The organism is Paenibacillus pini JCM 16418, from assembly GCF_000576305.1.
GTDB lineage: Bacteria > Bacillota > Bacilli > Paenibacillales > Paenibacillaceae > Paenibacillus_AQ > Paenibacillus_AQ pini.
Window position 1 is genome coordinate 139,801 of sequence record NZ_BAVZ01000008.1, and the last position, 15,997, is coordinate 155,797.

A 15,997-nucleotide genomic window follows, 5' to 3' on the forward strand; every position below is an offset into this window, starting at 1 on the left:
AAGGGGACTAACCTCATGAACAATTTAGAGATTAGAGGAAATGAGTTTGTGATAGACGGAGAGCCGCTGCGGATTATATCCGGTGCTATTCATTATTTTCGAGTTGTGCCTGAATACTGGAGAGATCGTCTTCAGAAGCTGAAGGCATGTGGCTTTAACACGGTGGAAACCTATGTAGCTTGGAATATGCACGAGCCTCACCAAGGCAAATTTGTTTTTACGGGGATGGCGGACCTTGTTTCTTTTATCGAGATTGCAGGTGAGATTGGGTTACATGTCATTGTAAGACCTAGCGCTTATATTTGCGCAGAATGGGAGTTTGGAGGATTGCCGTCCTGGCTGCTCAAAGATCCTTCAATGAAGCTACGTTGTCATTACAAGCCATTCCTTGATCATGTGGATGCTTATTACGATGTGCTTCTGCCGAAGCTTACACCTCTTCAGAGTGTATATGGCGGTCCAATTATTGCAATGCAGATTGAGAATGAGTATGGGAGCTATGGGAACGACAAGCTGTATCTGCAATATCTGAAAGAAGCGATGATTTCGCGTGATGTTCAGGTTCCGCTGTTTACCTCGGACGGTCCGGGAGATTTCATGCTACAGGGCGGGATGATTCCCGATGTATTGGAAACCGTTAACTTTGGATCACGTGTGACGGAGGCCTTTGCTAAGCTTGCAGAATACCAGCCAAATAAACCGTATATGTGTATGGAATTCTGGAATGGATGGTTTGATCACTGGGGGAAATTACATCATACACGGGATGCAGCAGATGCTGCTCAAGTATTCGAGGAAATGCTTCAAGCGAATGCATCCGTTAACTTCTACATGTTCCATGGCGGAACTAATTTTGGCTTCTATAATGGTGCAAATTGTGGAGAAGATGGATATGCTCCCACAACTACAAGTTATGACTATGATTCCGCAATCAGTGAAAGTGGTGAGCTAACGGACAAGTTCTATGCATTCCGTGAAGTACTTGCAAAGCATATGGAGTTGCCGGAGCTGGAGCTTCCTGAACCGATTGAGACAAGGAGCTATGGACAGGTTCAACTGACCGCACAGATTTCATTATTTGACGCCCTATCCCAGCTATCACAGCCCGTGCAGAGAACCGTTCCAGAGACGATGGAGCAGCTAGGTCAGGATTATGGTTTTATTCTATATACCACACAGGTCACTGGACCTCGGGCAGCCAGTGATCTTATCATTCAGGAAGTTCGCGACCGTGCACTTATCTTTATGAATGGTGAATACCAAGGTGTTATTGATCGGATGCATAACGTTCAGCCACTGAAGATCGTTATTCCAGCAGAAGGCGCTAAGCTACAAATCCTCGTCGAAAATTTGGGTCGTATTAATTATGGTCCGTTTATGAACGATCCGAAAGGGATTACAGAGGGCGTACGGTTAGGTAACCAATTTTTATATGACTGGACGATACATACCCTTCCTCTTGATAACGTAGAGCAGCTTATCTTTGCAAGCGAGCAATTCAATATGCAAGACATACAAGGAAGGCAAGAAACTTCTACCTTCTATAAAGGAACCTTTGATGTGGATCAGACTGCGGACACATTTCTGGAGTTTGAGGGCTGGACGAAAGGCGTGGCATATATCAATGGTCATAACCTTGGTCGGTATTGGGAGATCGGACCGCAGAAGACGTTATATATACCTGCACCTTTCTTAAAAGTAGGTAGGAACGAGATTATATTATTTGAGTTACATGGTTGTAAAGATCCTAGGGTATCGCTTCTCAACCATGCTATTTTGGGATGAGCAATGCAGCCATGAAGGGTAAGTCCTTTGATTGGACAGGTTGGCAAACCTCCAACATAAACACATACTAAATCTTAAATTTGATTTTCCGATAGACTAAGGAGGTAACTTGTACATGGTATCTACATTAGAAACGAAATGTGTTAGCTCTCTTGTGAAGGTATTTCCCGATCAAGAGTTTTCAGGTGAACGATTTAAAAGGACATCTGCCTTCAGGAATGAGGTATTCTCATTCCAGATTGCTTACCGCGCTCAACATGTCACTCGAACTACGGGATTTGCAGATCCATATAGAGAGCGAGCTAGAGGGTCAAGTATCCACTAGATTAGTAGGATTAGTACCTTCCGAATTACCATGCTTTCCTGACCATGATGAGCATATCCTTCGATCAGAGCCGGGGCTATATCCGGACCCATTGTTCCCAATAGATTTGAATCGAAGAGTGAATGCAATCCCAAACCAATGGCGCTCGATCTGGATAACGGTTGCGCTCGACGGTACAGTAGAACCAGGCATATATCCTCTACGAACAGTTTTTCAAGATGAAGTGGGCACTCTGTTATCAGAGGAAACATTTGAGCTTGAGATTATTGCGGCTGAATTACCCAAGCAGAAGCTGATCCATACCGAGTGGTTTCATACGGATTGCATCGCAACACAGTATCAGGTGGATGTGTTTAGTGATGCCCATTGGATGCTCATTGAGAAGTATGTGAATACAGCCGTTAAGCATGGTATGAATATGCTCCTGACACCTCTGTTTACGCCTCCTCTGGATACAAAAATAGGCGGTGAGCGTCCCACGGTCCAGCTCGTCGATGTTCTGAAGGAGGGTGAAAGGTACACCTTTGGATTTGATCGCCTACAGCAATGGATCGATATGTGTAATCGAAGTGGAGTCGAATATATTGAATTCTCACATCTCTTCACACAATGGGGAGCGAAACATGCTCCGAAGATTATGGCGACGGAGAATGGATCGTATTCGCGCATTTTCGGTTGGGAAACCGACGCCATGGGTGAGGCTTATACAGGCTTTCTCAAACAATTCCTTCCTGCCCTTACAAGCTTCATAGAGGCGAATTCTCTGAAAGACCGCAGCTATTTCCATATCTCAGATGAGCCGGTATTAGAACACTTACCGTGGTATACGAGTGCAAGTAACATCATGCAGGAATATGTGGGCGACTATCCGATTATTGATGCATTATCCGACTATGAATTCTATGAACGAGGACTAATTAATAATCCGATTCCAGCGAATGATCATATCGAGCCTTTCTTATCGAACCAAGTGGACCATTTGTGGACTTATTATTGTTGTGCACAGTACACTCACGTATCAAACCGCTTCTTCAACATGCCTTCTGCACGTAATCGAATTCTTGGCATGCAGATGTATAAATTTAAGATGGCAGGATTCTTACATTGGGGATATAATTTCTGGTACTCTCAGTTTGCTATAGCGCCGATTAATCCGTTCGAAACAACAGACGCGGAATTAGCATTTCCATCAGGTGATTCCTATGTTGTGTATCCCGGACCTGAAGGACCCATCGAATCGATACGGTTAGAGGTGTTCTATGAAGCACTGCAAGATATACGAGCGCTCGAACTGTTGGAAAGCCTTATAGGAAGAGAAGATACGATGAAATTACTTGAGGATGAACTTTCCTGTGAGATTACATTTACCTCCTATCCAAGAGATCATGAATGGTTACTATCACGTAGGGAACGAATCAATCAGGCCATCCAATCATTATTGTAATCAAGAATGAAATGAATGCACCTTATCCTAGGCTGTTCATCAGCCATCCAAGGATAGGGTGTTTTTTATTTCAAGTGATGATAGATAACAGCCATGGAGAAAGAAATTTGGTTTAATTTCAAGGGCTTTTAGATTGCAATGCACAGGTTGTTGAGGATGGGGTTATCTTTGATAATAAAAGAAAGCCCTTACATATTACATGAAGGAAGGTTGGGTGATTACAGCATGCATATGAAAATGGAAGCTTCGAGAACCGTTGCAAGAGAAGGGTCCAACAAAAGAAAGAGCTATTTTAGAAAAATGGGTAGGCAGTATCAGCTCATACTTCTATCCATTCCCTTTGTTCTTATCCTGATTCTATTTAATTACGTTCCCTTATGGGGTTGGATTATGGCCTTTCAGAACTATTCTCCTGCGAAAGGAATAACAGGCAGTTCATTCGTGGGGCTCGAGAATTTCACAATGCTATTTGAAGATGATCAATTCTTTAGAGTGCTCCGAAATACCCTCGTCATGAGCATACTCAGTCTAGTCACAGGTTTTGTTTGCGCAATTGTCCTTGCACTATTGCTCAATGAGGTACGTGCATCCTTCTTCAAACGAACGATACAAACGTTGACGTATATTCCGCATTTTGTATCTATGGTTGTTATTGCGAATATTGTTCTCACCTTTCTATCTCCTGATGGTGGCTTTATTAACACGCTGCTAATGAATATGGGATTCATCAAAGAACCGATTTATTTCATGGGTAAAGGTGAATGGTTCTGGGTGATCCATACGTTAGTTGGATTGTGGAAGGAAATTGGTTGGAGTACGATTATCTATCTCGCTGTTATTGCTGGACTGAATCAAGAAGTGTATGAGGCTGCCGATGTGGATGGGGCCAACAGGTTTAATAAAATATGGCATATTACAATTCCAGGAATTATGCCGACCGCGATGATTCTATTAATTTTGTCAGTGGGATCGATTATTAATGCGGGATATGAATCTCAATTTTTGTTAAGCAATCCACTAGTCATTGACTATTCAGAAGTGCTAGATTTGTATGCTCTGAATTTATCATTTGGCTCACAGCAGTATTCAGCGGGTGTAGCGCTAAGTATATTCAAAAGTATTGTCAGTGTGATCCTTGTTGTCATGGTTAACTATGCAGCACGTAGAACCGGCAAATCCGGTGTGTTCTAGGGGGAGATGAAATATGCGCAGATCAATTGGAGATATTTCCTTTAGTGTGATCAACTATATGTTCTTAGCTGCATTAGGAATGATTACCGTGTATCCTTTTTTGAATTTATTAGCGATTTCTTTTAATGATTCGCTAGACTCACTTCGAGGTGCGGTCTATGTGTTTCCAAATGAGTTCACGCTCGATAACTATAGGGTCGTATTTAAATCCGATTCGCTGCTTCATGCAGGGATTCTTTCGGTGGCGAGGACTGTACTCGGTACGGCGCTATCGGTATTATGTACCGCGATGCTCGCTTACACGTTATCTCGTAGAGAGTATATGTTCCGTAAACCCATCAACCTCATTCTAATTGTGAGTATGTATCTTAACGGGGGGATTATTCCAACCTACCTGTTGATCAAAAATTTGGGCATGACGAATACATTTTGGGTGTACATCATTCCAGGGCTGATCAGCGTGTTTAATGTGATTATCATTCGAAGCTACTTTGAGCAATTGCCAGAAGGGTTGATCGAATCCGCCAAAGTCGAAGGTGCAAGTGATATCAGTATTTTGTTCCGTGTTATTCTACCGATTAGTTTACCTGTCATTTCGACGATTACGTTATTCGTAGCTGTTGGGCATTGGAGCTCTTGGTTTGATAATTATTTATATAACAGCAAAGAAAATCTAAGCGTTCTCCAGTACGAACTTATGAAAATACTCATTCAATCAACGAATCAAGTGTCAAGTAACGCGACAGGGTATGTGGACAAGAATGTTCTTGCCCAGACGACGCCACAATCGATTCGAGCTACATTGACCGTTATTGTCACCATGCCAATCATTTTCATTTATCCTTTTCTACAAAAGTATTTCATTAAAGGCATGACGGTCGGCGCAATGAAAGAATAGCGGATACCAAGCAGAAATTTATCTGTTTAGGATATATAATAAAAAGAAGAGAAGAGGGTGTTGTAATTGAAAAAGTTGTTAGCTATTACATTAGTACTTACTCTTTCTACATTTTCACTGGCTGGTTGTGGGTCGAAGAACTCAGAAACAACAGATGACACTGGACCAGTCAAGTATACGATTAGTACGACAGACCCCAAGATGAAAGCGGATACAAAAATTCAAAAAATGATATCCGAAAAAACAGGAGTCGAATTTGAATACATGCCTGTTATTGGTGGTGCTGACCAAGCAAAACAAAAGTATGAAATTTGGCTCGCATCAGAAGATTATCCGGATATCGTAAATATGGGCGTAGATAATATATCGAAATATAGAGACGGCGGCGCTCTTCAGCCAATGGAAGATCTAATTGATCAGTATGGACCGAACATTAAGAAAAAGTTTGGCAAATTCTATGATCTGCTACGTGACAAAGACGGACATATTTATTCGTTGGGTAACGTTAATCTTTCCAAAGAAACGCCAGCTAACGTTCAAGGGTCATTTGTTGTACAGTATGACGTATTGAAGGAAGCAGGGTATCCACAAATCAAGACATTAGATCAACTGTTTGATGTTTTACAAGCGTATGTGACCAAGCATCCAACAATGGATGGAAAAGAAACCATTGCGTTCTCAGGTGCAGGGGCAGACCTGACTTATAATAATCCTTCTGTCAATGCAGCTGGATTACCGGACCATGGACGCTTCTCAATCGACAGTGATAATAATGTTCATGTTGCTCTTACATCAGATTATACGAAGAAATATTATGGATTTTTGAATAAGCTGCAAAATGCCGGAATGCTGGATAAAGAAATCTTTAGTTTGAATTATGAGACAGCGAGTACGAAGCTTGCTCAGGGTCGTATTCTGGCTGGATTCTTTCCACAATGGGTACTGGGTGGACCCGAAAGTTCTTTAATTGCTGCGGGTAAGACGGATCGTGAATTTGCGAAGTTCCCTCTTTACTTTGATGAGAATGTTCAAGATCATTCGAATACGGTGACCCCGTCCAGCTCAGGAAATAACTGGGCCATTACAAAGAATGCCAAACATCCAGAGCGAATCATTCAATATCTTGACTATTTATTTACGGATGAAGGACAGAAATTAATCAGTTGGGGAATCGAAGGACAGCATTACGATGTAGTAGAAGGCAAACGCGTTCGTAAAGAAGAAGTGAATAATCAAATTAAGGGAGATCCGGATTACTTAATTAATGAAGGTTTAGCTAGCTCGAATAGTATGTTCAGCTTTGGAGACGGGGCGAAACTAGACGATGGTGATTATGCCACTCCTTTGACAGCGGATGCTATTGCTGGAAATTATGATGATGCGACGAAGGACATCTTGAAGAAATATAATAAGAAGATTTGGGCGGATTTCTTAGCGAAGCCAGAATATATCCCTGCTTATCTGTGGCAGTTAAATGCTCCGGAGAAATCTACAGCGATCATGAAAAAAATGGAGCAAGCATGGCAGAAGGAAACACCGAAAATGATTTTGGCCAAAACACAAGGTGAGTTCGATGCCGCTTGGAATAGCTATGTTGGGCAGTTAGATCAAGCAGGACTGAAGAATCTTGAACAGATGTGGACAGAGAAATGGAAGCAGTACATTGAAGTTTACAATAAGGCGACACAAAAATAGTATTCTATACAAGATGAAGAAATCTACGATGACCCTACAAGATTGGCTTATGGCTACGGAAGGATTTAGGGCAGAGGTGATGTTCTGCCCTAATCATTCTGAAAATATGGTAATGAACGGATTAATCAAGTTTTCGTGGAGGATAAGGGCCTATGAAAATCAGGACAAAAATGTTTTTTAACACAGCCATCGTAATGATTCTTCTATTAGGTACCCTAACGTATTCCATGACTACATACACGAGTGATATTTTAATGGAAAAAATGGAGCAGGATGTTGAGTTCTCTACATCGCAGCTAGCGCAAAACATTGATTCACTATTACAGTCATATGAGCAAATGATTGATTCACTATATACGAATTCGGATTTACAGCATAAATTATTGAAGAAATATGACAAGATTACGGATGCTCAAGAAGTTTATTTTGACTATTTTTTGCCTTATGCAGACATGGTTCGTATGTCCAAAAATATATTCAAATTAACATTGTATACCCATAATCCAACCTTTCAGTTTGCAGATGTGAAATGGATAAATGATGAGATTAGTCAGTCTGATTGGTATAAGGCAGCGGAACACTCGAGCCAAAGACTAGCCAAGTCGTGGAGCAGTTTAGGAATTGACCCGTACTACCGCTTTCGCGTGTTTCGTCTGACACAGAGAATGAACAATCCGGTTATTAACTCTCCGGTTTACGTCACGCTCGATCTACAGGAACAACTGCTGGAGAGTCTTATTTCGAAGGAAAATAAAAATCAGCGTTTTATCGTTTGTTTGCCAAACGGCCAGGTCATCTTAGATAGCTTCCTAGATACTAAAGCACCTGGCGATATTCGCGAATACGATTTCTATCATCAAGTTGAGCAAGCGAAAGCGAATAAGGCGGTATACATTGAAGAGAAGAACGAGCGATATTTATTGACGGTCAAAAGCTTGAATTCTCGCACTAGTGTTCGCGGCTTGAAGACGATTGTGTTAACTCCGACTGGGGAGCTAACAACCAAGGTAACGGAGATGAGAAGAATAGCGATTATTTTGTTCATCTCTTCTATATTCATTTCAGTGATTACGATGTATATGATTTCGAGAAAACTCACGAAGAGACTCATGATCTTGGCGTCAAAGATGAGAAAGGATAATGTAAGTGAAACCTATTCTCATATCGCTTTACAGGGGAATGATGAGATTACCCAATTAGGTAGAATCTATAATCAAATGATGCTACGAAATAGTCTATTAATTAAAGAGGTATATGACATCGGAATGAATGGTAAGGAGCTAGAATTGAAGGCGAAGGAATCTGAACTGTATGCACTTCAGACGCAAATCAATCCCCATTACCTATTCAATACGCTGAATGCCATCCGGGGAAGTCTGCTTAAGAAAGGCGATAAAGATAACGCGGAAATTATTAAACTACTTGCTAGATCTTTTCGTAATGTGTTAGGTAAAAGCGGCTCTGTTGTAAGGTTGGATGAAGAAATGGGGATTGTAGATACCTACTTACGTATTCAATCCTACCGATTTGGTGACAGATTACACTATCATATCAACATTCCGAAGGAGCATAGTACGTATCAACTCCCGCGTCTGGCACTTCAAACGTTGGTGGAGAATGCGATCATTCATGCACTGGAGAAGAATGAGAATGAAACCCATATCTATATCGAATCGCAGGTGATGGATCATGATCGATATCATATTACAGTGAGGGATAACGGCCCTGGGATTCCACTCGCAGCTTTGAACCAAATCAGGCAACATTTAAATGATTCTAGCATGGAGCACGAACAGAATATTGGACTGCGGAATATTCATCAAAGATTAACCTGTAAGTATGGACACGAGTATGGATTATCTATGTATAGTGAAGAGGGCAAAGGGACGAGTGTAACCATTATTATTCCATTATGGATGTAGGGATGGCCGGGGAGGGATTACGATGGATGCCGTGCTGTTAGTCGATGATGAATCAGGTGCTATAGATGCTATCAAGTACGCTTTAGATTGGGAACAATATGGATTTGCTATTACTGGAGAAGCTCTAATGGAAGACAGGCACTCGAGCTCCTGAGGGAACATCGGTTTTCACTGATGATTACCGACATCCGTATGCCGGGGATTAATGGGCTTGAACTTTTGGTAGAGATCAGAAAGTTCACTAATATTCCCGTCATTATTATGAGTGGGTATCAAGAAATAGATTATTTAAAAACATGTTTGAAGTACGGAGTGAAAGATTATTTATTGAAGCCTGTTGAAGAAGAAGATTTGTCTAAATTATTAGTGAATATAAGGAATGAAATTACGCATGAGAACATGCTCAATAGACAATTACATTATGGCATTCCTGCGATAACCGATCAATTGATGAAGAAGTGGACACAGGGATTGTTACGTGAGGAAGAAGTAAATGATCGATTTAGTCTATTTGGCATAGACATTCAAGATTGTGCTCAAATTTGCTGTCTTATTATTGAGTTTGACTTCATGGAGGATACAAAATTCGACCAGACGAATTTTGAAATTCAAACGAAGCGATTTGCTGCACGAAATGTAATTGAAGAACTAATGGATGGACATGGCCATTTGTTTGAGATCTCGGATGAACGATTTGGTGTCGTTCTCTTTCATACGAGTGAGGTCTGGCACGACACAGACATTTTTGGAAAAGCCGAAGAAATTATGATGTTTATTGAAAAATGCGTTAAGGTCCCGATCACGATTGGGATCGGCTCCATTGTGAATTCACTGCATGATGCCCCTAAATCCTATGCTGTAGCTGAGAAGATTTTGGAAAGAAGATTTTTCTTAGGAAGCAAAACCATTCTCTCCGCTACGCAGTTCCCAGATGATCCTGAGAAACTGAAGCCTTTGGAGACCCAAGGCGTCTTATCGATCATCGATTCGGTTAAAGAGCAGAATAAAGATGCCCTTTCTTTTAACATCAAGAAGCAAAAGGAACAGTTCTTGAATGCCGAGACACCCAAATCACTTGTACAATCTACCGTTGTGGAAATATTGGTGCAGTTGCTAAGAGTGGTTCAAGAGCGCGGGGGAGATGATGATCAAATTTTTGAATTAGATCTAGGTAATTATAAGAACTTCCTCCAATATAAAGAACTCGATTTATTATTTAAGCATGTAGAAGACAAATGCTTGGTGGTTATTCAGTTTCTATCGCAACAAAAACCTTCTCAGCCCGTGAAAATGGTGCTTACCGTTAAACAAATCGTAGAGAAGCAATTTGGTTCTAACTTAAGCTTGAAGCAAATTGCTGAACAAGTTCATCTCCATCCTGTATATCTAGGTAAGCTGTTTAAAGCGGAGGAAGGTATATCTTTCAATGATTATTTATTGAAGATTCGTATGGAGAAAGCGAAAGAGCTTCTATTATATACCGACAAAAAGGTGTATGAAATTGCGCAAGAAGTCGGCTATCAGGAATTAGATTGGTTTTATAAGAAATTCAAAGAATATACCGGTGTAAGCACCAGCGAGTATCGTACAAATGCAAACATAAATTGAATGAGAATGAGGTGCTCTAATGTTAAGTCAGTCGATGATCAAACCGACCCCGAAACAACTTGCATATCAATCATGGGAGTTTGGCTTGTTTGTGCATTTTGGTCTGCGAACCTTTTATGAGGGTTACGTTGATTTCGATACAAGAGAAATGTCTTCTCCTTCCGTATTTAATCCCGTCGATTTAGATTGTGAACAATGGATACGTACTGCGAAAGAAGCGGGAATGAAGTATGCCGTATTAACGGCTAAGCATCATGATGGATTCTCTAACTGGCCTTCACAATATACGAGCTTCTCTGTCGCACAATCCTCTTGGAAAGAAGGGAAGGGGGATGTCGTTAAGGAGTTCATAGATGCTTGTCGTAAATATGATATGAAAACAGGCTTATACTATTCTCCATTTGACGGCTCTGCGGGTGTGTACCAGAATGCAAAGGCTTATGATGACTATTTTGTGAATCAAATTACAGAATTGCTAGGCAACTACGGAGATATTGATATCCTGTGGTTCGATGGCTGCGGATCAGAGGATCATGAATACGACTGGGTACGAATTATTCGAGAGATTCGCCGCCTTCAGCCAAACATCTCTATTTTTAATATGGGAGATCCTGATTTCAGGTGGGTAGGTAATGAGGATGGAATTGCGCCTATTCCGTGTTGGAATGTGGTAGATTCGACGGAATTCTCGATACTAACCGAACAGAAGGAAGCATTAGGTGAACAGTTATGGTTACCGGCTGAATGTGATGTACAAATGCGTGCAAATTGGTTCTATAGCGATCAGGATGAGCACACCGTCAAAACGTTAGATCAACTCATGGGCATATACTATTATTCCGTAGGACGAGGTGCTAACCTACTACTGAATATTGGTCCAGATCGACAAGGATTGCTACCTGCTAAAGATACAAGTCAATTACAAGCGATGGGAGCTGAAATCCGCAGAAGATTTGAGAACCCGATTGCCACGTTGGAACAATGTAAGCATAACCAGTTGGAGTGGGTGTATGAGCCTGCTCAGCCACATCTGCTTGATCATATTGTAATTCAAGAGGATTTATCGCTTGGAGAACATGTGCGAAGCTTTCAAATTAGTGTGATTACCGAAAAAACGAAGCGTCCAATCATCGTATATGAGGGCCAAAATATAGGTCATAAGGCAATTATCCGAATTCCTTCGATTAAAGTCCAAGGGATAACGATTACGGTTACCAACACAGTAGGTATTCCTGCCATTCATCACATTTCATTTTATTATGTAGGGGGGTAAAAGAATGGATAGCACACTAAAGTTTAATAAGAATGGCAACTATAAAATTGTTCAGTTTTCGGATACCGAGTTTATGGATGATGTAGCCTCATTAAATGAACAAACCGCAAAGATGATGCGCCAAGTGATCTGTGCTGAGCAGCCTGATCTGGTTGTGTTTGCAGGAGATGTGATTGGCAGTTTGAGATGCAAAGATCCAGAAAGGTCATTCCGAGATGCTGTATCAGTTGCGGAGGAACTTCAAATTCCTTGGGTAGCTATTTTCGGTAACCATGACTCGGAATCGGAAGAGGGAATCAGCAGAGAACGACTCATGGAAATACAGTTAAGTCATCCCTATTGTGTCGCGGAAGAGTCGGCAGACCATGTCAGCGGAGTAGGTAACTTCGTACTGCGTTTGTCTGGTCATGATCAGAATACAGCAGCAATCCTTTATTTTATGGATAGTGGTAGTTATTCACCGCTTTCTCAAGTTGGAGGGTACGACTGGATTCACAGCGATCAAATCGCATGGTATATGGCACAATCGTCGGCCTTCAAGGCGAGCAATGGCGGGAGTCCTATACCTTCCTTAGCTTTCTTCCATATCCCATTGCCTGAGTATCAAGAAGTATGGGATACAGGCATCTGTTACGGGGAGAAATGGGACGAGGTTAGCTCTCCTAAGGTGAATAGTGGACTATTTACGGCCATGTTAGAGATGGGTGATGTGATGGGAACCTTCGTCGGACATGATCATGGGAATGATTACTGGGGCGAACTTAAGGGTATTCGTCTATGCTACGGACGATCATCAAGTTATGTTCTCTGGGATAAGGACATTCCAATTGGAGCCAGAGTCATTCAGTTACATGAGGGATCGAGAGCTTTCGATACTTGGCTACATCTGAGTAATGGTACAGTCATTCACGAACAGCCTGTACATACTCCATAATAGGAACTCCTTTTAAGAAGTGGACAAAAATTCCGCTTCTTTTTTTATCCTTAGTTGTGGTATCCTTATTTGTTATGACGTATATGAACGGAATGTGGAAACACTATATGTATGATGTGAATTTACGTACGCTTAAGAATACATGTATTTTAAACTAAGGAGACCCAATGACATTTAATGACCTCAATCTTATACCCGCAATTTTAAAAGCTTTAGAAAAAGAAAAATACACTTCACCAACCCCTATCCAGGAACAATCCATTCCCGCTGTATTAGAAGGAAGAGATTTGCTTGGCTGCGCTCAAACCGGAACAGGAAAGACGGCCGCATTTGCGATTCCAATACTTCAACTGTTAAGTAAGCAGCAAAGTAAGCCTACTGCGGTACGCAGAATTCGCTCGTTAATTCTAACACCAACCAGAGAGCTTGCAATCCAAATTTCGGACAACATTAAAGCATACAGCCAATTCACAGATTTACGTTGCACGGCGATCGTGGGCGGCGTATCTCAAAAAGTGCAGGAACGTGCATTAAATCACGGTGCTGATATTATTATTGCGACCCCAGGCCGATTGATCGATCTTATTAATCAGAAGCGTATTGATCTGCAATACGTTCAAATATTAGTTCTTGATGAGGCAGATCGAATGCTCGATATGGGCTTTATCCATGATGTGAAGCGGATTATTACGAAGATGCCAGCGAAGAAACAGACGTTATTCTTCTCCGCAACGATGCCTCCTGAAATTTCTAAGATGGTTAAGTCCATTCTGGTAAATCCAGTGAAGGTAGAAATCACACCTGTATCTTCAACAACAGAGCGTATCCAACAATCGGTGTATTTGATCGATAAAGGGAACAAGCAGAAGCAATTGAATCTCCTGTTACAAGATAAATCCATTGTGACAGCACTCGTATTTACACGTACCAAACGTGGGGCTGACCGCGTAGTGAAAGATTTAACCCATGCGAATATTTCTGCTCAGGCCATTCATGGCAACAAATCGCAGAATGACCGCCAGAAGGCACTTAATAACTTCAAGAATGGGGTAACAAGAGTATTGGTAGCGACGGATATCGCAGCACGTGGTATTGATATCGATGAGTTATCGCATGTCATTAACTTTAACCTTCCCAATATTCCAGAAACGTATGTTCACCGTATCGGTCGTACAGGTAGAGCGGGACTTAGTGGAATTGCGATATCCTTCTGTGAAGTAGAAGAGCTTCCGTACCTTAAGGATATTGAAAAATTGATTGGAAAGTCGATTCCTGAAGTGAAGGATCATGAATATCCAATGCTGAACAGAGCTCAGCCGCAAAAGGCAGATAAGTCAGCTAAAGCGAAGTCTTCATATAAACCTTCTTACAAACCAGGCAAACCGAAGACAAATGCGAATGCGAAGGCTAACCCAGCACGCAAGCCAAAGTCCGAATGGTTTAAAAAAGGTAGCAAAGCAAGTAAGTAATTTATTTATTTACCTTTGTTATATAGTTCTGAAATGATAAAAACGGCAAGTCTCCGAATAAATGAGAGACTTGCCGTTTTTTTTATATCCCTGATCCAACTTGCTCTGTCTTACCCTCAGTCTGAAAATGCCCCGGTTCGGGTCTTACCAGACCTAAATGTTCTCGCAGTGTATTTCCTGTATATTCGGTGCGGAACAATCCGCGGGCTTGTAAGATCGGAATGACATGATCTACAAACTCATTCAAGTTTCCTGGAAGGACAGGAGGCATGATATTGAACCCATCGCAGGCATATTCCTCGAACCACAATTGAATGAGATCAGCTAATTGTTCATATGTTCCAACAAACTGTAAATGTCCACGGGATTCAAGCATACGGCGGCCTAATTGCAGAATCGATAATTGCTCTTGACGTGCTATATCCATAATTAATTGTACGCGGCTCTTCATTCCATTGGATGCTGCTACCGGATCTGGAATGTCAGGTAGTGGTTGATCGACAGGATAACTTGAAAGATCAAATTGTAACATACCCGAAAGGGTGGCCACCGCAGCCTCAGGAGAAATCAGCTCTTGCAACTGTTTATATTTACGCTGAGCTTCTTCTTCGGTTGCCGCAATAATCGGTGATAGTCCAGGCATAATTTTTTGTGAGTCCTGTGAACGACCATAGTTGCTTAATTTAGATTTCACGCTTTCGTAGAATGCCTTCGCAGCGCTAAGCGACTGCTGGGCGGTAAAGATCACTTCGCCAAAGCTTGCTGCGAAATCCTGTCCAGGACCCGAGGAACCCGCTTGGATTAGCACAGGGTAACCTTGCGGAGATCTAGGAACATTCAACGGACCTTTGGAAGAGAACCATTGTCCTTTATAATCCACCGTTTGAAGCTTAGATGCATCGATGAATTGTCCGGTCTCACGGTTACGCACCAATGCATCTTCTGGCCAGCTATCCCATAAACGGGTCACAACTTCAACGAATTCACGGGCCATTTCATAACGAAGACCATGCTCAGGATGCTTCTCTTTACCGTAATTATGAGCTTCAATGTCGAGCTGCGAGGTGACAATGTTCCAGCCAGCTCTTCCCTCACTAATATGATCCAGTGAAGATATTTTACGTGCTACATTATAAGGTTCATTATAAGTCGTAGATACCGTTGCCGTCAGACCTAACTTGCTCGTAACCGCGGACAAAGCAGATAATAGGGTTAGTGGGTCTAACATGCCGGTAGTCGCCTGGTCATAAGGTGTAGCATATAATAGGTCGGCTAAGAACATCATGTCAAATTTGCCACGCTCCGCCGTTTGGGCAAGCTGACGGTACATATCGAAACTAAACATATCCTCGGCACCGGATTCGGGGTGTAGCCAACCTGCATGATGATGACCTGTAAAATAAATAAATGCCCCTAAATGAAGTTGTTCTTTTCTAGTTGCCATATGAATGTA

Annotated in this window: 12 protein-coding genes; 11 read left to right on the top strand and 1 reads right to left on the bottom strand. The window is 41.7% G+C overall.

Annotated features, from left to right (window positions below):
- The first annotated feature begins 15 nt into the window (after positions 1–15).
- From JCM16418_RS13295 to JCM16418_RS13345, 11 genes are all read left to right on the top strand, one after another.
- Positions 16–1,785 carry a glycoside hydrolase family 35 protein gene (locus JCM16418_RS13295; RefSeq protein ID WP_036649645.1) on the top strand — a complete coding sequence of 590 codons (1,770 nt, stop codon included), beginning with the start codon at positions 16–18 and terminating at the stop codon, positions 1,783–1,785.
- A gap of 185 nt (positions 1,786–1,970) precedes the next feature.
- Positions 1,971–3,554 (top strand): DUF4091 domain-containing protein, encoded by a 1,584-nt coding sequence (locus JCM16418_RS13300; RefSeq protein WP_306304784.1) that lies wholly within the window; start codon positions 1,971–1,973, stop codon positions 3,552–3,554.
- A gap of 225 nt (positions 3,555–3,779) precedes the next feature.
- Positions 3,780–4,745, top strand: a complete 966-nt coding sequence (locus tag JCM16418_RS13305) for an ABC transporter permease (protein ID WP_242403835.1) — start codon at positions 3,780–3,782, stop codon at positions 4,743–4,745.
- A 13-nt stretch (positions 4,746–4,758) separates the two neighbouring features.
- Positions 4,759–5,643, top strand: coding sequence for a carbohydrate ABC transporter permease (locus JCM16418_RS13310; protein ID WP_036649647.1), 885 nt, complete (start codon positions 4,759–4,761; stop codon positions 5,641–5,643).
- A 66-nt stretch (positions 5,644–5,709) separates the two neighbouring features.
- Positions 5,710–7,338, top strand: coding sequence for an extracellular solute-binding protein (locus JCM16418_RS13315; protein ID WP_036649650.1), 1,629 nt, complete (start codon positions 5,710–5,712; stop codon positions 7,336–7,338).
- Positions 7,339–7,490: 152 nt separating this feature from the next.
- Complete coding sequence (locus JCM16418_RS13325; RefSeq protein ID WP_036649656.1) at positions 7,491–9,260, top strand: cache domain-containing sensor histidine kinase; 1,770 nt, start codon at positions 7,491–7,493, stop codon at positions 9,258–9,260.
- Between the two features lie 22 nt (positions 9,261–9,282).
- Positions 9,283–9,414 (top strand): response regulator, encoded by a 132-nt coding sequence (locus JCM16418_RS26360; protein WP_256203056.1) that lies wholly within the window; start codon positions 9,283–9,285, stop codon positions 9,412–9,414.
- A 20-nt stretch (positions 9,415–9,434) separates the two neighbouring features.
- Entirely contained in the window at positions 9,435–10,868 is a 1,434-nt protein-coding gene (locus JCM16418_RS13330; RefSeq protein ID WP_036649658.1) for a helix-turn-helix domain-containing protein, read from the top strand.
- A gap of 34 nt (positions 10,869–10,902) precedes the next feature.
- Positions 10,903–12,141, top strand: a complete 1,239-nt coding sequence (locus tag JCM16418_RS13335) for an alpha-L-fucosidase (protein ID WP_242403836.1) — start codon at positions 10,903–10,905, stop codon at positions 12,139–12,141.
- A gap of 4 nt (positions 12,142–12,145) precedes the next feature.
- Complete coding sequence (locus JCM16418_RS13340; protein ID WP_036649662.1) at positions 12,146–13,075, top strand: metallophosphoesterase family protein; 930 nt, start codon at positions 12,146–12,148, stop codon at positions 13,073–13,075.
- A 167-nt stretch (positions 13,076–13,242) separates the two neighbouring features.
- Complete coding sequence (locus JCM16418_RS13345; RefSeq protein WP_036649664.1) at positions 13,243–14,544, top strand: DEAD/DEAH box helicase; 1,302 nt, start codon at positions 13,243–13,245, stop codon at positions 14,542–14,544.
- 82 nt (positions 14,545–14,626) lie between these two features.
- Here JCM16418_RS13345 and JCM16418_RS13350 read toward each other — a convergent pair whose 3' ends face one another.
- Entirely contained in the window at positions 14,627–15,988 is a 1,362-nt protein-coding gene (locus JCM16418_RS13350; RefSeq protein ID WP_036649667.1) for an LLM class flavin-dependent oxidoreductase, read from the bottom strand.
- Positions 15,989–15,997 lie beyond the last annotated feature (9 nt).